The sequence below is a fragment of the Pseudomonas sp. PDM13 genome (genome assembly GCF_025685765.1).
Taxonomy (GTDB): domain Bacteria; phylum Pseudomonadota; class Gammaproteobacteria; order Pseudomonadales; family Pseudomonadaceae; genus Metapseudomonas; species Metapseudomonas solani.
This window is the reverse complement of record NZ_JAOTQU010000003.1, coordinates 252,619-273,448: the sequence shown is the minus strand read 5'-3', so window position 1 is coordinate 273,448 and position 20,830 is coordinate 252,619. Positions and strand designations below refer to the sequence as shown.

The window sequence follows — 20,830 nt, the reverse complement described above, 5'->3', positions numbered from 1 at the left end:
GAGACAGGTCAATGGAATACCTCGACGACAACGCGGCGCCCATCGGTGCCCGCAACGAATACGTGCTCTCGCCGCTCTGGAAGGACCTCTTCCCCGAGGGGCTGCTGGGCCGGCTCAATGCCAACCCCTTCCTCGTGGCCTGCCGCAACGGCGCGGTCAGCCTCGACCAGCTGCGCCACTTCCTCATCCAGCACCACTACTACTCGCAGTACTTCACCCGCTACCTCTGCGCGCTGATGGGCGGCATCGCCGACCAGGGCGAGTTCAAGTCGCTGTCCTGCAACCTCACCGAGGAGCTCTCCGGCGGCGACAGCATGGACATCTCCCACGCCGAGCTGTACCGCCGCTCCATGGACCTGATGTCGGCACCGCCGCGCAGCCGCCCCATGCTGCCCGGCACCCGCCAGCTCATCGACGGCATGTTCCGCCACTGCCGCAGCAGCGACCCCATCGACGGCCTGGCTGCCCTGTGCCTCGGCGCCGAGGCCATTGTCCCGCTGATCTACGGCCCGGTGCTCGACGCCCTGCGCAGCCACAACGCACCCCGCGAGGCCGAGCACTTCTTCGTGCTGCATATCGAGGAGGACGAGGACCACGCCATCGTCATGCGCGAGATCATCGACCGCATGCTCGTCGAGCGGCCCTACCTGCGTGCCCGTGTCATCGCCATCGGCGAGGAGATGGTGCACCTGCGCATGGCCATGCTCACCGAACTGGCCCAGGGCCCCAGCAGCCAGCCCCTCGGCGCCGCCAGCACCCTGATGGGCGCCGCCAGCACCCTGATGGGCGCCGACGCCCTGCAAACGCTGCGCGCCGACGCCTCCCTCGGCAGCGGCAACTTCCTCGACCGTTGCCTGGCGCTGAGCACCACTCCCGACGAGCCGTTCCTGTTCCTCGACAAGCCCCTGACCCTGCTGCGCGGCACGCCGGTCGGCGCCCTGTCGCTCAATGACCTGCAACACCACCGCATGGCCCTGGCCGCCTGGTACCTGGAGCAGGGCGTGAAGCCCGGCGATGTGGTCGCGGTCACGGTCGAAGACGGCCTCGCGCCGCTGCTGCACTACCTGGCGCTGACCAGCCTGGGCGCAGCCATCTCGCTGATGAACCCGGCCATGCCGGCCGAGTTCGGCATCGCCTACATGGACGAGAACGGCTTCGAGCGCCTGGTGACCGACGCCGTCACCCTGATTACCAGCGACTTCGCCCGGCAATGGCGCGAAGCCGGCCGCCCGGTGCTCGACGCAACCCGCACCGCCCTCGACCCGGCACCGCGCATGCCCGCCTGGTGGCCACTGGAGCCGCAGGACTCCACCCTGGTGATGCTCAGCCACACCTCCGGCACCACCGGCCTGCCCAAGGCGGTGCGCTTTGAGCACCGGCAGTTCTTCATGGGCAAGCGTGCCCGCATCGGGCGCTTCGCCGAAGGCCCGGACGAGCGCTTCCTCAGCGCCCTGCCACAGTCCCACTCGGCGGCCATCAGCCACCTGGAAACCGCCATCCTCCACGGCATCCCCACCTTCGTCCTCGGCACCCAGCAGGGTGAGGCGCTGCGTGAAGCCATCCAGCGCTTTGCGCCGACCACGGTGGCAGCCTTCCCGCGCAGCTATGTGCTGCTGGTCGAAGGCGGCATCGGTCATGACGAGTTCCCCACCGTGCGCCGCTGGTTCGCCATGGGCGATGCCTCGCACCAGAGCCATATCCGCCAGGTACTTGAAGGCGCGCCGCAATCGCGCTTCATCGACGCCTTCGGCAGCTCCGAACTGGGCATGGCGCTGTTCCGCAGCGAATCGACCCTCGATGCCGTCGCCGCCCAGCGCTGCATCGGCCGCCCGGTGGACATCGCCGTGGCCAAGGTGCTCGACCCGCACAGCGGCGACGAGGTGAAACCCGGCGAAGTCGGCCTGCTCGCCGTGCGCTCGCCCACCGTCACCTCCGGCTACTGGAAGCAGCCGCAGAAGACCGTCGACGCCTGGCGCGGTGGCTACTTCCTCACCGGTGACATCGCCTTCTGCAAGGACGGCGAGTTCTTCCAGATCGACCGCGCCGTGGACGTCATCGAATCGCCGGCCGGCGCCCTGCACACCCTTCAGCTGGAGGAAGCGGCGCAGCAGGTGGAAAGCGTCTGCGACGTCACCGTGGTCGGCGTCGACCCGGCCCGCAGCGGTGGTGTCGGCCTGGTCGCCCTGGTGCTGCCCGACCGCTATGCGGGTGACCCGGCCACCATCGCCTCCCGCGTGCTGCGCACCCTGCACGAGGCCTGTGCCCAGCGTGGCGTGATCGTCGCCGAGGGCTTCATCGCCGTCGCCGTGGTCAGTGACCTGGCGTTCCTGCCGGTCGGCGCCACCGGCAAGGTGCTCAAGCGTCACCTGCGTGGCGTGGCCCAGGCACTGCTGGTCGGGGAGGGCGGGCACCAGGTGCTGCACCTGCTGCGCCCGGCCCTCGCCGATCGCCAACTCGCCGCTGCCGGGCACGGGCTCTGAGCCCCTCGCCGGTTATCCACAGAAGGAATCTCAGCATGACTCAAGCAATCCAGGAGGCCGGCGCACTGGCGTCGGTCCGCCAGCGCCTCGCGGCCGCCGAGGCCGATGGGCAGACCGAATACGAATGCATGGGCCGCGATTTCGTGGTGCATGAGGGGGTGTTCCCGCCGACCCACTTCCAGTCCACCGGCATCTTCACCCGCCACCTGCCCTACCCACGGGGCGGACGCTTCCTCGAGATCGGCTGCGGCGCCGGCGTTACTGCCGTCACCGCCGCCCTGGAGGGCTGCCGCGCGGTGGTGGCCAGCGACATCAGCGAGGCCGCCGTGCGCAACACCCGCGCCAATGCGGCGCGGCATGGCGTCACCGGGGTGATGTCGGTCCGCCAGGGCGATCTGTTCAAGGTGCTGGAGGCGGGCGAGCGTTTCGACGTCATCTTCTGGAACTCCAATTTCGTCTTCGTCGAGGCGGAACACGTGTTCGACAAGGCCATCATGCTGGCCTTCTGCGACCCGGGTTACGCCGCCCACAAGCGCTTCCTCGACGAGGCGCCGGACTACCTCGCCGAAGGCGGCCTGCTGCTGATGGGCTTCAGCAGCCAGGGCGACGGCAGCGCGCTGGAGACGATGCTCGCCGAGCACGGTTACGGCTCGCGGTTGCTGTCCTCGGTGACCGGCCAGGGCACGGGTGCACCGCGCTACGACATCCTCCAGCTCCTGCCGGGTGCGCACGCATCCGCAGGCGCCTGACCGGCAGCGACGGAGGCTCATCGTGAGCACAGGCCAGAAGACCCAGCACGCCGCCGTGGCCATCGTCGGCGGCGGCCCCGTGGGCATGATGCTCGCGCTGTTCCTGGACCACCACGGCGTGCCCGTAGTGCTGTTCAACAGCGAGCGCAACACCCGCTGGCACCCCAAGGGCAACACCCACAACTCGCGCACCATGGAGCACTACCGGCGCCTGGGCCTGGCGGAGGCCATCCGCCGCCTCGGCCTGCCCCTGGACCACCCGCGCGACGTCGCCTACTTCACCCGCCTCAATGCCTGGGAACTGGCGCGCCTGGACATGCCGTCCGAACGCGAACGCATGGCGGCCGCACGCAGCGCCGAGGACACCGACCAGGTGCCCGAGCCGCTGCTGCGGGCCAACCAGATGTACGTCGAGCGCTTCCTGCTCGAACACATCCGCACCCGCCCCAACATCCAGCTGCGCTTCGGCTGGCGGGTCAGCGGCTTCGAACAGGACGCCGACGGCGTGCGCCTGATCGCCGTGGAAAGCGCCAGCGGCGAAGCCATCGAGCACTGGACCGCCGACTACCTGGTGGGCTGCGACGGTGGCCAGAGCTTCGTCCGTCGCACCCTCGGCATCGGCTACCTGGGGCCGGATGGCTCCAGCGGCGGCTTCCTCAGCGGGCGCATGTTCTCCAGCCACGTGCGCATCCCCGCGCTGCACCGCGACATCCTCGCCGGGCGCAAGGCCTGGATGTACAACGTGGTGGCGCCCGATGCACGCATGCTGCTGATCAGCCTGGACGGCGAGGACGAGTTCCTGCTCATGACCCAGGCGCGCTCCCACGACGAGATGCCCCAGGACGACCGGGTCATCGCCGCCATCCGCCAGGGCATCGGCGCCGAGGTCGGCGTCGAGGTGCTGGCCCACGCCGTCTGGCATGGCGGCCTGGCCCTGGTAGCGGAGCGCTTCTCCGATCGCCGGGTTTTCCTCGCCGGCGACGCCACCCACCTGTTCTCGCCCACCGGCGGCTTTGGCATGAACACCGGCATCGACGGCGCCGCCAACCTCGCCTGGAAGCTGGCCGCCGCGGTGCAGGGCTGGGCCGGTGAGGGGCTGCTGGCTTCCTACGAGGCGGAGCGGCGCCCGGTCACCCTGCGCAATACCGAGGCCGCGCGCCAGCTCACCCAACGGGTGGGCAAGGTGGAAGTGCCCGCCGCCGTCGAGGCACGGGGCACCGAGGGCGAGCGCGCTCGCGCCCGGCTGGGTGTTTCGTTGCGCGGCTTTCGCGGCCAGTTCACTTCCATCGGTGTGGAACTGGGCGCGCGCTACGACGGCTCGCCCATCGTCTGGCAGCAGGGCCAGCCGCCCGAAGACGACCCCCTGCATTACCGGCCCAGCACCGTGCCCGGCGGGCGCTTGCCGCACCTGTGGCTGCCGGCGGGCGAGGGTTCGCGACGCTCGGTATTCGACCTGCTCGGCAGCGGCTTCACCTTGCTGCGCAACGGCCCCGATGCGCCGTCGGTGGAGCGCCTGCGCGATGCCGCCGCCGCCCGTGGCATTCCGCTGACGGTGGTGGAACTGCCGGCCAGCGCCCGCGACTGCTACCGCTGCGGGCTGCTGCTGGTGCGCCCCGACCAGCACATCGGTTGGCGTGGCGACGCGGTGCCGGAGGATGCCGGCGCGGTATTGGAAAAGCTCGTGGGCCACGGCTGTGCCGTGAGTCCGAAGGATGGCCAGGCGCTGGGTAGCGTCCTGGGTGCGGTTGGCTAGATCAACGACCGGGTCACTGACCCGCAAGGAGGATGTATGAGCTCACTGGAAGCCGGCTTCGACACCGGCGAGATGCTGGAACAGGACCTGCAGTCGGACTACGCCGAGGATGCCGAGGAGAACGCGGCGGCCTTCGCCCTGATCGAGGACGACCCCAACCCGCAAGTGGTCAACGGCGAACCGGAAGGCGCCTCGATCCGCTTCGTGAAGACCGGCGAGACCACCCGTGGCCGCTACCTGATGGCCAAGGTGGAAATCCCCCCGGGCTCGGGCCCGCCGCTGCACGTGCACACCCGCACGGACGAGTGGTTCTACGCCCCCGACGGCGGCGTGGTGATGCTCATGGGCACCCGCACCTACACCGACATGGACAACCCGCCGGACGTCTCCGGGCGCGACACCATCCGCATGATCCCCATGAAGAAGGGCGCCATGGTCTTCGGCCGGCGCAACCACATCCATGGCTTCCTCAACATCTCCGACAAGACCGTGATGATGTGGCTGGTGTGGACCCCGGATACACCCGAAGTAACCCTCAAGGATTACTTCGAATCCATCGCCCGGCCGATCCTCCCGGGCGTCCGTGGCGCACGCAACAACCCCATCGTGCAGCTCAAGGCGGTCAGCGAGGCGCGCGACTACGGAATGATGTTCAGCACCGACTTCTGGCAGTACGCCGAGAAGGTGGAGGAGGGCGAGGCGCCCTTCGGCAAGAACCTGGACGGCCTGATCAGGCTGTTCGAATCCGCCAAGCAGGCGTGAAACACGGGACAACCCAACAAGGAACGAGGTGACACATGAGTATTCTGGCGAACAAGACCGCGATCGTGACCGGGGCCAGCTCCGGCATCGGCTTCGAGGCCGCGAAGCTCTTCGCGAAAGAGGGCGCCAAGGTGGTGGCCGTGGCCCGTCGGGGCGAGGCCCTGGAGCGGTTGGTGGACGAGATCACCGCTGCTGGCGGCGTGGCCGTCGCCCTGGCCGGCGACATCAAGGACGAGCAGTGCGTGCGTGAGTCGGTGGCCCTGGCGGTGAGCCGCTTCGGCGGCCTCGACATCGCCTTCAACAACGCCGGCTCCATGGGCGCCCTGGGCGCGGTGACCGATATCTCCCTCGAAGGCTGGCACGACACGATCGACACCAACCTGACCAGCGCCTTCCTCTGTGCGCGCCACCAGATCCCCGAGTTGCTCAAGCGCCCCGGCGCCTCGCTGATCTTCACCTCGTCCTTCGTCGGCCACAGCGTCGGCTTCCCGGGCATGGCCGCCTACGCGGCGAGCAAGGCCGGGCTGGTGGGCCTGACCCGCACCCTGGCGGCCGAGTACGGCGGCCAGGGCCTGCGCGTCAACGTGCTGCTGCCCGGTGGCACCGACACCGAGATGGGCCGCGCCGCCGCCTCCACCCCGGAGCAGAAGGCCTTCGTCGAGAGCATCCATGCGCTCAAACGCATGGCGCGCCCGGAAGAGATCGCCCAGTCGGCGCTGTACCTGGCCTCCGATGCCTCCAGCTTCGTCACCGGCACGACCCTGTTCGTGGAAGGCGGCGTGACCATCACCCGCACGTGAACCGGCGGGGGCCTCGCGCCCCCGCCCCAGGAAGCCGACCTCGTTCAGGAACGAACATGAAGAAGCACAACGACTCCCCGTCGCTCGACGCCATCCGGGAGGGCGCAGCCGGCTTCGGCGCCTCCGGCCGTCGCGATTTCCTTACCCGCCTGCTGGCCCTCGGCGCGGGCGCCGGTGCCGCCGGCATGGGCCTGCTGCCCGCCGCCGCACTGGCTGGCGAGCGCGATGGCCGTCCGGCCCACCGTTTGGACTACGACTACGTGATAGTCGGCGCCGGTTCCTCCGGTTGCCTGCTGGCCGATCGCCTGTCCGCCACCGGCGCCTCGGTGCTGCTGATCGAGGCCGGTAGCCACCGCATCGACCAACCGAAGGTCCGCGAGGTGGCCCTGTGGCTGCAGAACATCGGCAGCGACACCGACTGGGCCCGCCAGAGCACCGCCCAGGCGCAACTGGACAACCGCCAGCAGGCCCTGGCCGCCGGCAAGGTGGTGGGCGGCTCCGGCAGCATCAACGCGATGATCTGGCTGCGCGGCGACCCCCGCGACCTGGCCCAGTGGCAACGCCATGTCGGCGGCCCCTGGACTGCCGAGGCGCTGCTCCGCGCCTATGACGATATGGCACGGCCGGTGGGCAGCCCCGGCAACGGCCCGTCACGCATCCGCGTCGGCCGCTACGCCGACCCGCACCCGCTCACCGCTGCCTACCTGGCTGCCAGCGGCGACACCGGGCTGCGCACCATCGAACTGAATGCCGGCCGCCCGCTCAATGGCGCCGGGGTCACCGAGGTCAACGCCACCGCCGACGGCTACCGGGTCGGCCCGGCCCAGGCCTTCCTGGTGCCGGCCCTGGCCCGCGCCAACCTCAGCGTGCTGGCCGATGCGCTGATCACCAACCTGATCATCCAGGGCGACCGCTGCCGGGGCGTGCGCGCGCTGGTGGACAACGCCCTGGTGCAGATCCGCGCCAACCGCGAAACCATTCTCTGTGCCGGCACCTGCGAGTCGCCCAAGCTGCTGATGCTCTCCGGCATCGGCCCGCTGGACGAGCTGCGCGCCCAGGGCATCCCGGTGCGCCAGCACCTGTCGGCGGTGGGCCGCAACCTGCAGGACCACCTGCTGCTGAGCCTGCAGTACCGCTCCCGGGTGTTCGTGCCGCCGCAGCTCTCCAATGGCGTGTCGACCATGTCGTACTACAGCAACGGCCCGGCGCACCTCGCCCCGGACGTGCAGGTGGCCGGCATGCAGTACCCCTTCGGCCCGCTGCAGGCGCCGGCCGGTGGTTCCTACACGCTGATCCCCTTCCTCGCCAAGCCGCGCAGCCGCGGCCGTGCGCGGCTGGCCGGCACGGACCCACGGCAGAGCATGCTGCTGGACCCGGGCTACCTCGCCGAGCGCGTCGACCGCGACAACATGGTCTTCGCTCTAGAGCGCGGCCTGGCCCTGGGCGCGAGCCGCGCGTTGGCCGGCTTCAATGGCGGCCTCTACCCGGCCGACCCGCTGCGCACCTACGCCGAGAAGCTCGCCTTCATCGCCCGCAACGCCGGCCCCGGCCTGCACTACACCGGCACCTGCTCCGCCGGCCGCGACCCGGCCAGCAGTGTGGTGGACTCGCGCTTCCGGGTCTGGGGCGTGGACGGGTTGCGGGTGGTAGACGCCTCGGTGATCCCCGAGATGCCGGCGGTGAATATCCACGCCTCGGTGCTCTCGGTCGCCCAGCTCGCCGCGAAGGTGCTGGTGGAGGAACGCCGCTCGCACCCCCACCACGCCACGGCCTGAGCCGATGCCCGCGCCATGATCGGCGCGGGCCTTCCCAACCCGAACCCGAGGCAACGCCATGAAGACCCTGTTGGCCGAGAAGGCCGAGCTGATCGATAAGAGCGTCGACGCCATGAACACCCACCTGGTGGCGACGGAGCGGCCGCTGCGCGAGAAGGTCGCGCTGACCTGCCGCGTGCTCTTCACCCACGGGCACGACTCTGGCCTCGCCGGGCAGATCACCGCGCGCACCGGGGCTCCGGGGCGCTACCTGACCCAGCGCCTGGGGCTGGGCTTCGACGAGATCACCCCGGCCAACCTGCTGGAGGTGGACGAGGACCTGGTGGTGATGGCCGGCGACGGCATGGCCAACCCGGCCAACCGCTTCCATTCCTGGATCTACCGTGCGCGCCCGGACGTGAACTGCATCGTCCACACCCACCCCATGCACGCCAGCGCGCTGTCGCTGCTGGAGCGCCCGCTGAAGGTGGCGCACATGGACAGCTGCATGCTCTACGACGAGGTGTCCTTCCTCGCGCGCTGGCCGGGGGTGCCGGTGGGCAACGAGGAGGGCGAGTTGATCGCCTCGGTGTTGCAGCACCGCCGTGCTGCCCTGCTGGCCCACCACGGCCTGGTGATCGCCGCCCGCAGTGTCGAGGAGGCCTGCGTGCTCGCCGTGCAGGTGGAGCGCACTGCGCGCATGCAACTGCTGGCCGAGGCGGCGGGGGAAATCCGTGACATCGACCCGGCCCTGGCCCGCGAGGCCCATGACTGGATCCTCCAGCCCACACGCAGCCGCGCCACCTTCGACTACTTCGCCCGCCGCGCCCTGCGCGAGCTGCCCTTCTGACCCTTCACTTTCTTCACGAGGTTTCCGCCATGCAGCAATCCCTGCTTTCCAAGAACGCCCTGGTCACCGGGGCCTCCCGTGGCATCGGCAAGGCCACCGCCCTGGCCCTCGGCGCCGCCGGCGCCTATGTGCTGGTGCACTGCAACCGTGGGGTCAACGAGGCCCACGGCGTGGTCACCGAGATCCGCGATCGGGGCGGCCGCGCCGATGTGCTGGTGGCCGATCTCGCCAGCGCTGAAGGGCCGCGCATCCTCGCCGCCGAGGTGGGTGAGCGCGTGCGCCGCCTGGACGTGCTGGTGGCCAGCGCCGGCATCGCCCAGACCGCGACGCTGGAGGAGACCCGCATCGAGGACTTCGATCGGCTGTTCGCGGTCAACGTGCGCGCGCCGTTCTTCCTGGTCCAGCAACTGCTGCCGCTGCTGGGCGAGGGCAGCAGCCTGGTGCTGATCTCCTCCCTGGGCGCGCGCTCGGCGGTGGGGGACATTCCCGCCTACGCCGCCACCAAGGGCGCGCTGGACACCCTGGTGCTGCATTTCGCCCAGGCGCTTGGCGGGCGCGGCATCCGCGTCAACGGCCTGGCCCCGGGGGTGGTGGACACCGAGATGTCCAGCTTCGTGCGCAGCGACGAGGGGCGCGACTTCGTGCTCGGCATCCAGGCCCTGCAGCGCATCGCGCAGCCGGAGGATATCGCCGACGCGGCGTTGTTCCTGGCCTCCGACGCCTCGCGCTGGATCACCGGGGACATCCTCAGCGTCGACGGCGGCACCAAGCTGTAATCACGGGCCGCCAGGGGTAGACACCATGAACATGAAGACCGAACTGCCCGCCACCGGGCTCGCTGCCCACGGCGGCACGTCGAGGAACCTCGAACTCGACCGGCTGCGCGCCATCGCCGTGCTGCTGACCTTCTACGTCCACCTGTACCAGGTGTTCTACCCCTGGACCTTCACCATGCACTACCCCAAGCCCGAGTCGGTGCTCGACCTGTTCGGCAACGCCTGGGCCGGGGTCGACCTGTTCTTCGTGATCTCCGGCTACATCATCTCGCGCACCCTGCTGGAACAGCTGGACGGGTTGCGCAATGGCGTGCAGCGGGCGGCCTGCATCCGCGCCTTCTACGTGCGCCGGGTGTTCCGCATCCTGCCGGTGGCCTGGCTGGTGGTGGCGCTGGTGATGCTGTTCAGCCTGTTCCTCAACCAGGGCCAGTACTTCGCCCCGCCGGTGTACAACGCCCAGGCGGCGCTGGGCATCTTCACCTACACCTTCAACTTCTGGCTGCCGGACAACAAGATCGCCGGCGGCGTGCCGCTGGCGCCCTACTGGAGCCTGTCGGTGGAGGAGCAGTTCTACCTGTTCTACCCGCTGTTCCTGCTGCTGCTGAAAAGCACCCGCGCGCGGGTGATTGCTCTGGTGGGCGGCTTGCTGCTGGTCAGCCTGGTGCTGCGGCCCTTCAGCCTCTCCGACCCGATGAAGGTGTTCTTCTTCACCCAGACCCGCTGCGACGGACTGATCTATGGCTGCCTGCTGTACCTGGCCACCACCCAGAGCTGGTTCGAGGCGATCCGCGTGCGTGCCGGCCGCCATCGTTACGCCGGGGCGCTGGTGGTGACGCTGCTGGCGCTGGTGCTGGGCAGCGTCACCGCCATCGGCTTCGGCAACACCCTGGCGGTGCCGGTGGTCTGCGCACTGTCCCTGGCGCTGGTGTTCATGGCGGCCTGCGAGGGCAACCTGATCGTCTTCCCGCAGCCGCTGCAGTGGGTGCTGGACTACCTCGGCAAGCGTTCCTACACCTTCTACCTGGTGCACATCCCGATGTTCTACCTGACCCTGGAGCTGATGTTCCGCTACACCCGCAGCGAGGGCATCGCCATCACCGACGCGCTCTGGCCGCAGTACACGGCGCTGATGCTGGTGCTGGTATTCGGCGCCACCGAACTGATCCACCGCACCGTGGAGAAACCCATGATCGCCCTCGGCAAGCGCATCACCGAACGCTCCCGCCTGCCCGCCGAACCGGCCCCACAAGCCCTGGCCCCCACGCCGGCCCCATAGGTCGCCGGCGCGGCGCCGGGTTGGGTGGATGACGCTTTACCCATCCACCGTGCGGGGGCGGGTTTCAATGCAACGCTTCGGGCATAACGGCGTGCCCTGTTCGACCCCGCCTGGTGGAGGTAAAGAGCGACCTCCACCCGCAGCGGTCACCTCCATTCGGCGGCGTTGTCTTGCGGTTTTTTTGTAGGGGCGACTTCAGTCGCCCAGCGGCGCGCAGCGCCGTCCGCCTGTAGGCGCGAATTCATTCGCGATCAGGCGTCATCCTGGGCACCCAGCCCCCCCGCCTTCCACATCCTGTACCGCTCCGGCATGCACACCGCGCAGGGCCGGTAGCCGGCGCTGAGCGCCGTGGCTTCGTCGAGGAAGAACACCCGGTGTGCCCGGTAGCCACCCCGGGCCAGGGCCTGCAGGGCACTGCGGCAGTCGAGACGGCCGTAGAGCTTGTTGCGGCGGTGGCCGCCGAGGGTGCCGGGGCGGTTGCTGGCAAAGGGGCGGCCGTCGGCGCCGATCAGGGTCCAGGTTCTGTCGGGCATGGCTCAGTGCCTGGCGGGGAAACCCAGCTCCAGGCTCAGGCGCTGGCCGCTGCGCACCCGGCTGGTACCGTGTTTGAGGCCGGCACCGTAGAGCTGGCCGAGGCTGTTGCGCACCGGGCGGCGGCCGGTGCTGAAGAGCACCGCGTCGCCCTGGCGCAGGGGCAGCACCGTGGCGCGCGACTGCATGCGTGGGCGCTGTTCGGTGACGACGAATTCGCCACCGCTGAAGTCCTGCCCGGGGCAGGACAGCAGGATGGCGATGCGCAGCGGCAGGGCCGTGCCGTCGCCCTGGCGCAGGTCCAGGTAGTCGCCGACCTCCAGCCGGCACAGCTGTGCATCGACTGTGATGCCCTGGAGTGGGTAGCGGTGTGCCTCGCCCAGTTCATCGTTCCAGCGGTTGGCCAGGCCAGCGAGCTCGAGAGGGTACGCGTCCGCGAACGACGTGCCGGTCGTGGCGATCCACTCGCCACGGCCGGGCTCCGGGGGCGCGAGGCCGGCGCCTGGGGTTTCCGCCAGCCTGCGCCAGTGCTGCACCCTGCATGCATCCAGCAGGTCGGGCAGCAGGGCGTAGCCGTCGTCTTCCAGGCTGCGGGTGAGCGCCGGCCAGTCCAGCGTCATGGCTGGGCCACGGCCTGCTTGCTACGGGGGGCTGCGCTGGCACTGGCGGCCTTGGCCGGCTTGGCTTCGCGCAACAGCAGCTCGCGTTTGCGGTCGATGCCCCAGCGGTAGCCGGAGAGATCGCCATTGCGCCGTACCACGCGGTGGCAGGGGATGGCCACCGCGATGTGGTTGGCACCGCAGGCCTGGGCCACCGCCCGCACCGCCTTGGGCGCGCCGATGCGTTCGGCGATGTCGGTGTAGCTGACGGTGGTGCCTGGCGGGATGTCCCGCAGGGCTTTCCATACCCGTTCCTGGAACGCCGTACCGCGCACGTCCAGGGGCAGGTTGAGGCCCAGGGAGGGCGCTTCGATGAAACCGACCACCTGGGCCACCAGGCGCTCGAAGTCGGCGTCGCCCCCCACCAGCTGGGCCTTGGGGAACTGGTCCTGCAGGTCACGCACCAGTTCGTCCGGGTCGTCGCCCAGGAGAATGGCGCAGACCCCGCGCTGGCTCTGGGCAACGAGGATGGCCCCCAGCGAGCACTGGGCCACGGCGAAGTGGATGGAGGCGCCGGCACCGCCATCGCGGTATTCGCTGGCGCGCATGCCGAGCAGCTGGTCGGAGGTTTCGTAGAAGCGGCTGTTGGAGTTGAAGCCGGCGCCGTAGATGGCGTCGGTCACCGAGGTGCCGACATCGCTGAGCTCCTGGCGCAGGCGGCGGGCGCGGTAGGCCGAGACATAGGCCTTGGGGGTCAGCCCGGTTTCGGTCTTGAACACCCGGTGGAAGTGCGAGGGGCTCATGCCCGAGCGCTGCGCCAGCTGGTTGAGGTTCAGCGGCGTGTCGGCGGCTTCGATGGCACGGCACGCCTCGGCGATCAATGAAGTGCGTCGGGCTGCGGTGCTGGTGCGGTCGCCGGCCAGGCTGCGACTGGCGCGATAGCCAGCGGCTTCGGCGGCGGCCGGGTTATCGAAGAACTCGACGTTCTTGCGGTTGGGCAGACGGGTCGAGGAGCTGGGGCGGCAGTAGACGCCGGTGGTCTTCACCGCGTAGACGAACTGGTCGTCGGCGGCGCTGTCGCGGGCGATGACGGCTGCCCAGCGTTGATCGTCCGTGAGGTAGAGAGCGGTTTCGTGCGGGTTCCTGCTCATGGTGGCTATCCAGAAGTACCGTTGACTATTGCAGGTTAAAACCGAATTCAAACGCAAGAACTCCGGTTCTTGCGTTCGAATCCACCGTGGCTCCGCCGAGGCGTTCCGATGCGGGCGGAGGGGGCGCTGGAGGGTATAGATGATGCGCCTCTCCAGCGTCCAGCGCTGCGCGTTCGGTCAGAACAGCGCGGCGGTCTGCGGCTCGGCGGCGAGGGGGCGCAGGGCTTTCTCGTGCTCCAGCAGCCAGCGCTTGCGCTCCAGGCCCCAGGCGTAGCCGCGGAGTTCGCCGTTGGCGGCGATCACCCGGTGGCAGGGAATGACCAAGGCGATGGGGTTGGCGGCATTGGCGGCGCCGACGTCGATGGCGGCGCGCGGGTCTTCCAGACCCAGCTCGCGGGCCAGCTGGCCATAGCTGCGGGTGGTGCCGGCCGGAATGCGCCGCAAGGCCGCCCAGACCTGAAGCTGGAAGGGCGTGCCGGTGGGCTCGATGACGAGGTCGTCGAGGGCATCACCGTCGCCTTCGAAATAGCGGCGCAGGGCTGTGGATATCTCCTTGGGGGCGGGGATTTCCGGGAGGTCCCGGGGGCTGGGGCGGTCCTTCAGCGAGCGGGTGAGCTGGCGCTTGTAGTCGGCGAAGCCGAGGGCGCAGATGCGGCGTTGTTCATCGGTCACCAGCAGCAGCTCGCGCAGGGGCGAGCTCAGGCGGCTCATCATCAATGTCATGGCAATCTCCTTATCGCAGTCGAGTGACGCTGTGGGGGCGCAGCAGGAAGACTTCCCCGCTGTCCAGGTGCAGCTCGGTCCGGCCCGAATCGTCCGTGTGCCAGCGGGCCTGCCTGGCATCCACCAGTGCCTGGAAGGCACTGATCACCCGCAGGCGCGCGGCCGGGTCACCGGTCGTCGTTCCAACCGCCAGCGTGCCGGCTTCGAACGACGGCAGCGTGCTGCTCTCCCAGGGGTGAAGTGGCATGGTCAGCCCACCCTGTGGGGGCTGTGCGTGAAGGCTGTGTTCATCGTCGTGGCCTCAGCTGGCGTCGTGGAAGATCAGCCCCAGGGTGCGGCGCTGGCCGCTTCTGACAAGGCTGACGCCGTGGCGCATGGCGGCGCGGCGGAAGCCACCGCGCTTGCCGGGTACGGGGCGCAGGTCCACCGGGAACAGCACCGCGTCGCCCTTGCCCAGGGGCACGACCTCTGCCCGTTGCTGGCCGGCGATGTTCTCGGTGAGCACGAATTCGCCGCCGCTGAAGTCCGCATCCGGCGCCGACAGCAGGATCGCCAGCTGCAGCGGGAACACGTGCTCGCCGTAGAGGTCCTGGTGCAGGCGGTTGTAGCAGCCCGGCCCGTACTGCAGCAGCAGGGGCGTGGGGCGGCGCTGCCCGGCGCGGTGGCAACGGGCGAGAAAGGTGTCGAGCCGCGCGGGGTAGCGGGTGTCGACGCCCAGGCGCTGGTTCCAGTGGTTGGCGATGGCCGCCAGCGGCGGATAGAGGCGGTGGCGCAGGCGCCCGAGCAGTGTGGGCAGCGGGTAGGCGAAGTACTTGTACTCACCCCGGCCAAAGCCCTGGCGCTCCATGACGATGCGCGAGCGGAAGCCTTCGTCGCGGCTGTAGAGCGACGCGAGCTGGGCGCAGGCGGCGTCATCCAGCAGGTGCGGGATCAGGGCACAGCCGTTGGCCTCCAGCTCGGCTTCGAGGGCCTGCCAGTCGAGGCGCTCCAGCGCGGCATCGGGCATGGGGTGTTCGAGGGTGGCGAGCGCGGTCATGGCGTGGAGAAATCTCCGGCGCTGAAGGACAGGCCCACCCGCGCCAGCCGCGAGACGGGGGCGAGGGGGTGGAGTTCGGAGAACAGGCAGGTTTCCGGTTCTTCCTGCTGGTTGCACACCTGCTCGATGCGTTCGAGGAAACGCGCCAGGTGCGGCGAGGGCTCGCTGTCCGGGCGCAGCAGGTAGGTGGTGAGCACCGAGTCGGGCACCGACAGCGCGCGGGTGACGATCTCGCTGCCGGGCAGGTAGCTCTGCTCGGTGCCGCAGATCAGGGCGACCCCGTAGCCGGCCGAGACCAGGGCCTGCATGGTTTCGCGGGAGATGTATTGCTCGACGATGTTCAGCGAGGCCTCCTCGGCTTCGCTGAGGTTGGCCTTGAGCATGCGGCTGATCTGCTGGTGCTGGCCTTCGTGGACTTCGGGGTGGCTGAGGATCAGCGGGTGGCGCGCCAGTTCCTTGAGCGGGATCTTGCGGTGCGACAGCAGCGGGTGGCGGGCGGGCAGGGCGGCGACCAGGGGGTCGCTCCAGATCGGCCGTACGCACAGGCCATCGATGGCGTTGTCGGTTCGCGCGAAGCCGACGTCGTAGCTGTGGTCGAGCATGCCCTTGACCTGCTGGGCGTGGCTCACCTCGAACAGGCGTATCTCCATTTCCGGTTCCTCCTGGCGGCAGCGCGCCAGCAGGTCGGCGAGTTTTTGCGGGGCGATGCCGTCGGAAACCGCGACCCGCAGCGTGCCGCGAAAGCCCATGGCGACGCCACGCATGTCCATCCGCGCCTGCTCCAGGGCGGCGAAGATGCGCTTGGTGTTCTCCAGAAAGACGGTGCCGGCCCAGGTCAGCTGAACGCCTCGCGGGTTGCGTTCGAAGAGCAGGGTGTTGAGGTCCGACTCCAGCTCCTTGATGGCCCGCGACAGGGGCGATTGCTCGATGTGCAGGCGCGCGGCGGCGCGGGTGAAGTTCAACTCCTCGGCCACGGCGAGGAAATAGCGAAGATGACGTAGTTCCATGTGTGAATCTCTCCTGTCTGTCATCGACTCCGGGTTCCGGGCCGTGCCCGGTGTGCTGCGTTCCTCCAGCCCTTACTGCGTAGTGGTCCTGGCGCGTTGGCCCGGGTGGCGCCTGTCCGATGGCGAGAACGCCCTGGCCAGACGCGTTGCGGGGCTCAATATCGGCGTGACGGGGGCGCCTCGCACTCCGTTTCTTGCGGTCGAATCTGCAGGGCGGGAAAGGGCGACGGACGGTGGGGCGGCAAGGGGCGGAAAGAGGCGTGGAGCGACGGGGGAGAGGCGAGGGAAGGCCGGCATCGCGGGGATGCCGGCCGGGTGGATCAGTGGAGCTTCAGGCGTGGGTCGGTGCTGCGGCCGATGCGGTCGCTGAGCATCAGCAGCAGGGTGCGGAAGCCGCCGTAGAGCGCCATCTGGTGCATGCGGTAGAGCGAGATGTAGAACATCCGCGCCAGCCAGCCTTCGAGCTTGACGCTGCCCATCAGGTTGCCCATGAGGTTGCCGACGGCGCTGAAGCTGGAGAGGGAGATCAGCGAACCGTAGTCTTTGTAGCGGTACTCGGGCAGTTCCTGCTGGCCGGCGATGCGCAGTTTCAGCGACTTCACCAGCAGCGAGGCCTGCTGGTGGGCGGCCTGGGCGCGCGGAGGCACGCTGCGGTCGCTGCCATCGCCCAGGGGGCAGGCGGCGCAGTCGCCGAAGGCGAAGATGGCGTCGTCACGGGTGGTCTGCAGGGTGGATTTGACCACCAGCTGGTTGATGCGGTTGCTTTCCAGGCCGTCCAGGTCCTTGAGGAAGGCGGGCGCGCGGATGCCGGCGGCCCAGACCTTGAGGCTGGCGGGGATCACCTCGCCCTGGGCGGTACGCAGGCCTTCGGCAGTGACTTCGCTGACCGCGGCGCCGGTCATCACGGTGACGCCGAGCTGTTCCAGGGTCTTGTGCACCGGCGCACTGATGCGCTCGGGCAGCGCCGGCAGGACGCGCGGGCCGGCTTCGATCAGGGTGATGCGCATGTTCTCCGGCTGGATGCTGTCCAGGCCGTAGGCGGCCAGTTCGTGGGCGGCGTGGTGCAGCTCGGCGGCCAGTTCCACACCGGTGGCACCGGCGCCGACGATGGCGACGCTGATCTGGTCGCTGTTGCCTTCACGGGCGTGGGCGCGCAGGTAGTGGCTGAGCAACTGGCGGTGGAAGCGTTCGGCCTGCTCGCGGGTGTCGAGGAAGATGCAGTGACGGGAGGCGCCTTCGGTGCCGAAGTCGTTGGTGGTGCTGCCGACGGCGATCACCAGGCTGTCGTAGGGCACTTCACGGGCGGGCACCAGTTCGCGGCCGTCCTCGTCGAGGGTGGCGGCGAGCTGGATGGCCTTGCGCGTGCGGTCCAGCCCGCTCATGCGGCCGAGCTGGAACTCGAAGTGGTTCCATTTGCCCTGGGCGACGTAGTTCAGCTCGTTCTCCGTGGAGTTCAAGGAGCCGGCGGCCACTTCGTGCAGCAGGGGTTTCCAGATGTGCGTCAGGTTGGCGTCGGCCAGGATCACCTTGGCCTGGCCTTTCTTGCCCAGGGTTCTACCCAGACGGGTGGCGAGCTCCAGCCCGCCGGCGCCGCCGCCGACGATAACGATACGATGGGTCATGGGAACATCTCACAAGGCTATAAGAATTCTTATGGTTGGCGCCGGGCGAGCGGGGGAGGCTGCTCATAGCACGAGGCGCGCGAGGAGGCGGCTGAGGATGCCGAGCCCGACCACCATCACCAGCAGAATCATCAGCAGGCGCCAAGGCTTGAACGGCTCGCGTTCCACCTGGTGCTGGGGGAGATTCAGGTACTGGTCGACCTTCTGCTGGTCTTCGGGTGTCAGGCGGCTGCTCATGGTAAGCCTCGACGGGGGAATGAGCTCATTCTAGCTGCGTGTTTCGAGAAGGCTCAATCGACGGCGCGAATAATTCGACTGCCGCGTCACAGTCCGATACCGGCGTCGAAGATCACCGTTCGACCCAGGTTGGCGCGCAAAAATTCCGGGGCATCCGGGTGGGCGAAGAGCACGCGGGCGTAGGTGGAGCCGACGATGGACAGCGAGCGCCAGCCCTGGCGAAGGAATTCGGTGGGCGGCGGGAAGGGGCTGTTGAAGTCGGGCACCGAGCGCTTGAGGTTGACGAAGGCGACCAGGTCCAGCTCGTTCAGCTCGAGGCCTCGCTCGGTGTAGTTGTGGGCCTTCTTGCGCAGCGTCGGCGCCAGGCGGGCCTGCAGCTCGGCGGTGGCGATGCGCTTGGGCCGGGCTTCGCGGCGCACCAGTTGGGCGAGGGAGAAGGCGCTGCGGCGGCGCTCCAGTTCGGCGCGCCATTCATCATTGAGTCGCCGGCCTTCATCGAGGACGAAGAACACCTCGAAGGCGGCATCGCGGAACTGCACATCCGGCGGCTCGCCACCGGTGCTGAAGTCTTCCAGCCGATGGGGCACGTTGAGGGCCTGCAGCAGGCGCTGGCAGACCCAGCGCTCGCGCTCCCATTTGCGTGCGTTGGAGAGGAAGTCGTTGGCCTGTTCCGCCTGACGGGTCAGCAGGCGCAGGTAGTCGGATTCGTCCATGGTCGGAGCTTAGCCTCGTCGCGCCCGGCTGTGGTAGCCCGACGCGGCATCCGGGCACGGCGCCCTATAACGGGCCTTGGTATAAACTCCGGGCCTTGTCCTGGAACCTGCCCATGCCATTGCGCCCCGCCACGCCCGCCGACCACTCCCGACTGCTGGCCCTCTGGAGCCGGACGCCGGGCATCCGTCTGCGCCCGGAGGACGAGTACGCGCCCTTCTGCGCCTATCTCGCACGAAACCCGGGGCTGAGCCTGCTGGTCGAAGCCGAGGGCGAGGTGGTTGGCTGCCTGATGGCCGGGCACGACGGCCGGCGCGGCTACCTGCAGCACCTGGTGGTCGACGAGGCCTTTCGCGGGCGCGGGCTGGCCCGGCGGATGCTCGATGAGGTGCTGGCGCGGTTGGCGAAGCAGGGCATCGGCAAATCCCATGTCTTCGTCCTGCGTGATGCACCGCAGGCGCTGGCCTTCTGGCGGGCGCAGGACGCTTGGGGCGAGCGGGACGATATCGACGTGTTTTCCACCTTGGGGAAAAGTGAATGAGAGCGGTGATAGCGGTGTTGCTGATGACGCTTGCGGGCCTGGCCCAGGCGGTGGAGACGGGTACGCGGCTCGCGCCCTGGACCCTGCTGGACCAGTACGACCAGCCCTACACCCTCGATAATGGGCTGCAGCTGTTGCTGGTGGCTCGTGACATGGATGGCGCGAAGTTGGTGAAGGCGGCGCTGGAGGGCAAGCCGAAGGGCTACCTGGAAGCGCGCAAGGCCGTGTTCCTCGCCGATGTGAGCCGCATGCCGGCAATCATCTCCACGCTCTTCGCGGTGCCGGCGATGCGTGACTACAGCTACCGCGTGCTGCTGGACCGCGAGTCCCGCGTGACGCCGCGCTATTCGGCAGAGCCTGGCAGCGTGCTGCTGTTGCGTCTGGATCAGGGCGTCGTGGTCGAGTCGTTGCAGTTCATCGATAGCGATGCCTTGCAGGCCATTCTGGAGTCTTCGGCGGAGTGATCGCTTCCCACCTGCTGTCCACCACCAGCCTGGGCTTGGGCTGGGCGATCTACCTGCCGGTCATTGCCTGGGCGATCTGGCGTGCGCCCTGGGTCGAGCTGTTCAGCGATACGCGACGGCAGCACCTGCTGTTCGGCACCGTGCTGGCGCTGTTCCTGCTGTGGCTGGTGCGGCGGGATTTCGATTCGGGCGTCTCCTACCACTTCATCGGCATGACGGCGGTGACGCTGCTGCTGGATTGGCCGCTGGCGGTGCTTGGCGGCCTGGTGGCGCAGCTTGGCCTGCTGGCGCTGGGGCGCCAGGACTTCGCCGCGCTGGGCCTCAACGGCGCGCTGTTGGTGCTGCTGCCGGTGCTGGTGACCGAGTGCTGCGCCCTCTGGGTGGAGCGCTATCAACCGCGCAACCTGTTCGTCTATATCTTCTGCTGCGGCTTCTTTCCCGCTGCGCTGGCGGCGCTGCTGTGCACGCTGGTGGGGCTGGGTGTGCTCTGGCTGGACGGCATCTTCCCGATGCCGCCCTGGCTGGAGGATTTCGTCGGCTACCTCTGGCTGGTGATGTTCCCCGAGGCCTTTATCAACGGCACCGCGGTGACGGCGCTGGTGGTGTTCTACCCGGACTGGCTGGAGACCTTCAACCGCTCGCGCTACCTGCAGGCGCCCTGGAAGGATGACGAGCCGAAGTGATGGTCGGGAATTCACCGCGAGCATGACGCCTGGCGGCTTGATCCCGGTCAATTATCCACAGCCCTCCGCACGCCGATCATGGCGCCTTCACAGACGAAGAGCGGGAGATGACCATGCACAAATGGGCGCGCGAGATGCTGGACCGGGAGCTGGCCGTGGCCAGTGGTGCGGGGATGAGCGAGGCGCTGGCGTTGCGGGCGCTGCTCAGCGAGGTGGTGGAGCGCAGCAAGGCGGTGCGGCCCATCGATGATCTGGCCCAGGAGCTGTGCTTCCTGGCTGACAACCTCGATGACGACCGCGATTACGCCTTCATGCGCCCCTGAGG

The 20,830-nt window shown here is 68.9% G+C and carries 23 protein-coding genes; 13 read left to right on the top strand and 10 right to left on the bottom strand.

Translation table 11 applies throughout. The features are described 5' to 3' along the window. The first annotated feature begins 11 nt into the window (after window positions 1-11). The 9 genes from OEJ36_RS05060 to OEJ36_RS05020 are packed head-to-tail and all read left to right on the top strand — an operon-like array spanning window position 12 to window position 11,200. Window positions 12-2,480, top strand: coding sequence for an AMP-binding protein (locus OEJ36_RS05060; protein ID WP_263400600.1), 2,469 nt, complete (start codon window positions 12-14; stop codon window positions 2,478-2,480). A 35-nt stretch (window positions 2,481-2,515) separates the two neighbouring features. Further along, on the top strand, window positions 2,516-3,229 hold the full coding sequence (locus OEJ36_RS05055; RefSeq protein WP_263400599.1) for a class I SAM-dependent methyltransferase: 714 nt from the start codon (window positions 2,516-2,518) through the stop codon (window positions 3,227-3,229). 22 nt (window positions 3,230-3,251) lie between these two features. Next, the gene (locus OEJ36_RS05050; protein WP_263400598.1) at window positions 3,252-4,982 is read left to right on the top strand and encodes an FAD-dependent monooxygenase; all 1,731 of its coding nucleotides are present in this window, start codon (window positions 3,252-3,254) and stop codon (window positions 4,980-4,982) included. A gap of 36 nt (window positions 4,983-5,018) precedes the next feature. Further along, window positions 5,019-5,744: a cupin domain-containing protein gene (locus OEJ36_RS05045; RefSeq protein ID WP_021221812.1), complete on the top strand. Its 726-nt coding sequence runs from the start codon at window positions 5,019-5,021 to the stop codon at window positions 5,742-5,744. A 35-nt stretch (window positions 5,745-5,779) separates the two neighbouring features. Beyond that, the gene (locus OEJ36_RS05040; protein ID WP_021221813.1) at window positions 5,780-6,544 is read left to right on the top strand and encodes an SDR family oxidoreductase; all 765 of its coding nucleotides are present in this window, start codon (window positions 5,780-5,782) and stop codon (window positions 6,542-6,544) included. Between the two features lie 56 nt (window positions 6,545-6,600). After that, the gene (locus OEJ36_RS05035) at window positions 6,601-8,319 is read left to right on the top strand and encodes a GMC family oxidoreductase (protein ID WP_263400597.1); all 1,719 of its coding nucleotides are present in this window, start codon (window positions 6,601-6,603) and stop codon (window positions 8,317-8,319) included. 58 nt (window positions 8,320-8,377) lie between these two features. After that, window positions 8,378-9,148: an aldolase gene (locus OEJ36_RS05030; protein WP_263400596.1), complete on the top strand. Its 771-nt coding sequence runs from the start codon at window positions 8,378-8,380 to the stop codon at window positions 9,146-9,148. 29 nt (window positions 9,149-9,177) lie between these two features. Continuing rightward, window positions 9,178-9,924 (top strand): SDR family NAD(P)-dependent oxidoreductase, encoded by a 747-nt coding sequence (locus tag OEJ36_RS05025; protein WP_263400595.1) that lies wholly within the window; start codon window positions 9,178-9,180, stop codon window positions 9,922-9,924. 25 nt (window positions 9,925-9,949) lie between these two features. Next, window positions 9,950-11,200: an acyltransferase family protein gene (locus tag OEJ36_RS05020; protein WP_263400594.1), complete on the top strand. Its 1,251-nt coding sequence runs from the start codon at window positions 9,950-9,952 to the stop codon at window positions 11,198-11,200. 251 nt (window positions 11,201-11,451) lie between these two features. On the opposite strand, the gene OEJ36_RS05015 is transcribed toward OEJ36_RS05020, so the two are convergent. From OEJ36_RS05015 to OEJ36_RS04965, 10 genes are all read right to left on the bottom strand, one after another. Further along, window positions 11,452-11,733, bottom strand: coding sequence for an Ada metal-binding domain-containing protein (locus tag OEJ36_RS05015; RefSeq protein WP_263400593.1), 282 nt, complete (start codon window positions 11,731-11,733; stop codon window positions 11,452-11,454). Between the two features lie 3 nt (window positions 11,734-11,736). Beyond that, window positions 11,737-12,351 carry a 2OG-Fe(II) oxygenase gene (locus OEJ36_RS05010; protein ID WP_263400592.1) on the bottom strand — a complete coding sequence of 205 codons (615 nt, stop codon included), beginning with the start codon at window positions 12,349-12,351 and terminating at the stop codon, window positions 11,737-11,739. Continuing rightward, a complete protein-coding gene (gene ada / locus OEJ36_RS05005; RefSeq protein ID WP_184488616.1) occupies window positions 12,348-13,481 on the bottom strand; it encodes a bifunctional DNA-binding transcriptional regulator/O6-methylguanine-DNA methyltransferase Ada in 1,134 nt (377 codons plus the stop codon). Before ada ends, OEJ36_RS05010 begins: the two co-directional genes overlap by 4 nt. Before the next feature lie 177 nt (window positions 13,482-13,658). Beyond that, on the bottom strand, window positions 13,659-14,204 hold the full coding sequence (locus OEJ36_RS05000) for a methylated-DNA--[protein]-cysteine S-methyltransferase (protein ID WP_031288647.1): 546 nt from the start codon (window positions 14,202-14,204) through the stop codon (window positions 13,659-13,661). Window positions 14,205-14,214: 10 nt separating this feature from the next. Continuing rightward, window positions 14,215-14,451 (bottom strand): hypothetical protein, encoded by a 237-nt coding sequence (locus OEJ36_RS04995; RefSeq protein WP_263400591.1) that lies wholly within the window; start codon window positions 14,449-14,451, stop codon window positions 14,215-14,217. Between the two features lie 54 nt (window positions 14,452-14,505). Further along, window positions 14,506-15,210 (bottom strand): 2OG-Fe(II) oxygenase, encoded by a 705-nt coding sequence (locus OEJ36_RS04990; protein ID WP_263400654.1) that lies wholly within the window; start codon window positions 15,208-15,210, stop codon window positions 14,506-14,508. Between the two features lie 26 nt (window positions 15,211-15,236). After that, a complete protein-coding gene (locus tag OEJ36_RS04985; RefSeq protein ID WP_271660074.1) occupies window positions 15,237-16,247 on the bottom strand; it encodes a LysR family transcriptional regulator in 1,011 nt (336 codons plus the stop codon). 320 nt (window positions 16,248-16,567) lie between these two features. After that, window positions 16,568-17,869, bottom strand: a complete 1,302-nt coding sequence (locus OEJ36_RS04975) for an NAD(P)/FAD-dependent oxidoreductase (RefSeq protein WP_263400590.1) — start codon at window positions 17,867-17,869, stop codon at window positions 16,568-16,570. Between the two features lie 63 nt (window positions 17,870-17,932). Continuing rightward, window positions 17,933-18,106 carry a DUF3094 family protein gene (locus tag OEJ36_RS04970; RefSeq protein ID WP_021221826.1) on the bottom strand — a complete coding sequence of 58 codons (174 nt, stop codon included), beginning with the start codon at window positions 18,104-18,106 and terminating at the stop codon, window positions 17,933-17,935. An 86-nt stretch (window positions 18,107-18,192) separates the two neighbouring features. Next, window positions 18,193-18,819, bottom strand: a complete 627-nt coding sequence (locus OEJ36_RS04965; protein ID WP_021221827.1) for a DUF1780 domain-containing protein — start codon at window positions 18,817-18,819, stop codon at window positions 18,193-18,195. Window positions 18,820-18,932: 113 nt separating this feature from the next. On the opposite strand from OEJ36_RS04965, the gene OEJ36_RS04960 reads away from it, so the two are divergent. The 4 genes from OEJ36_RS04960 (at window position 18,933) to OEJ36_RS04945 (ending at window position 20,828) form a co-directional block, all read left to right on the top strand. Further along, a complete protein-coding gene (locus OEJ36_RS04960; protein WP_263400589.1) occupies window positions 18,933-19,358 on the top strand; it encodes a GNAT family N-acetyltransferase in 426 nt (141 codons plus the stop codon). After that, entirely contained in the window at window positions 19,355-19,822 is a 468-nt protein-coding gene (locus tag OEJ36_RS04955) for an FAD/FMN-containing dehydrogenase (protein ID WP_263400588.1), read from the top strand. The genes OEJ36_RS04960 and OEJ36_RS04955 overlap by 4 nt, the downstream gene beginning before the upstream one ends. Further along, window positions 19,819-20,505 (top strand): energy-coupling factor ABC transporter permease, encoded by a 687-nt coding sequence (locus tag OEJ36_RS04950; RefSeq protein WP_263400587.1) that lies wholly within the window; start codon window positions 19,819-19,821, stop codon window positions 20,503-20,505. Before OEJ36_RS04955 ends, OEJ36_RS04950 begins: the two co-directional genes overlap by 4 nt. 107 nt (window positions 20,506-20,612) lie before the next feature. Further along, window positions 20,613-20,828, top strand: coding sequence for a hypothetical protein (locus OEJ36_RS04945; protein WP_043244210.1), 216 nt, complete (start codon window positions 20,613-20,615; stop codon window positions 20,826-20,828). The last annotated feature ends 2 nt before the right edge of the window (window positions 20,829-20,830 follow it).

Coding starts and splice junctions, on each gene's coding strand:
- OEJ36_RS04970 (WP_021221826.1), bottom strand. CDS start 18,106: ATGAGCAGCCGCCTGACACCCGAAGACCAGCAGAAGGTCGACCAGTAC.
- OEJ36_RS04960 (WP_263400589.1), top strand. CDS start 18,933: ATGCCATTGCGCCCCGCCACGCCCGCCGACCACTCCCGACTGCTGGCC.
- OEJ36_RS04955 (WP_263400588.1), top strand. CDS start 19,355: ATGAGAGCGGTGATAGCGGTGTTGCTGATGACGCTTGCGGGCCTGGCC.
- OEJ36_RS04990 (WP_263400654.1), bottom strand. CDS start 15,210: ATGCCCGATGCCGCGCTGGAGCGCCTCGACTGGCAGGCCCTCGAAGCC.
- OEJ36_RS05055 (WP_263400599.1), top strand. CDS start 2,516: ATGACTCAAGCAATCCAGGAGGCCGGCGCACTGGCGTCGGTCCGCCAG.
- OEJ36_RS05000 (WP_031288647.1), bottom strand. CDS start 14,204: ATGACATTGATGATGAGCCGCCTGAGCTCGCCCCTGCGCGAGCTGCTG.
- OEJ36_RS05060 (WP_263400600.1), top strand. CDS start 12: ATGGAATACCTCGACGACAACGCGGCGCCCATCGGTGCCCGCAACGAA.
- OEJ36_RS05010 (WP_263400592.1), bottom strand. CDS start 12,351: ATGACGCTGGACTGGCCGGCGCTCACCCGCAGCCTGGAAGACGACGGC.
- OEJ36_RS05030 (WP_263400596.1), top strand. CDS start 8,378: ATGAAGACCCTGTTGGCCGAGAAGGCCGAGCTGATCGATAAGAGCGTC.
- OEJ36_RS05040 (WP_021221813.1), top strand. CDS start 5,780: ATGAGTATTCTGGCGAACAAGACCGCGATCGTGACCGGGGCCAGCTCC.
- OEJ36_RS05045 (WP_021221812.1), top strand. CDS start 5,019: ATGAGCTCACTGGAAGCCGGCTTCGACACCGGCGAGATGCTGGAACAG.
- OEJ36_RS04995 (WP_263400591.1), bottom strand. CDS start 14,451: ATGCCACTTCACCCCTGGGAGAGCAGCACGCTGCCGTCGTTCGAAGCC.
- OEJ36_RS05025 (WP_263400595.1), top strand. CDS start 9,178: ATGCAGCAATCCCTGCTTTCCAAGAACGCCCTGGTCACCGGGGCCTCC.
- OEJ36_RS04965 (WP_021221827.1), bottom strand. CDS start 18,819: ATGGACGAATCCGACTACCTGCGCCTGCTGACCCGTCAGGCGGAACAG.
- OEJ36_RS04945 (WP_043244210.1), top strand. CDS start 20,613: ATGACCATGCACAAATGGGCGCGCGAGATGCTGGACCGGGAGCTGGCC.
- OEJ36_RS05020 (WP_263400594.1), top strand. CDS start 9,950: ATGAACATGAAGACCGAACTGCCCGCCACCGGGCTCGCTGCCCACGGC.
- ada (WP_184488616.1), bottom strand. CDS start 13,481: ATGAGCAGGAACCCGCACGAAACCGCTCTCTACCTCACGGACGATCAA.
- OEJ36_RS04985 (WP_271660074.1), bottom strand. CDS start 16,247: ATGGAACTACGTCATCTTCGCTATTTCCTCGCCGTGGCCGAGGAGTTG.
- OEJ36_RS04975 (WP_263400590.1), bottom strand. CDS start 17,869: ATGACCCATCGTATCGTTATCGTCGGCGGCGGCGCCGGCGGGCTGGAG.
- OEJ36_RS05015 (WP_263400593.1), bottom strand. CDS start 11,733: ATGCCCGACAGAACCTGGACCCTGATCGGCGCCGACGGCCGCCCCTTT.
- OEJ36_RS05035 (WP_263400597.1), top strand. CDS start 6,601: ATGAAGAAGCACAACGACTCCCCGTCGCTCGACGCCATCCGGGAGGGC.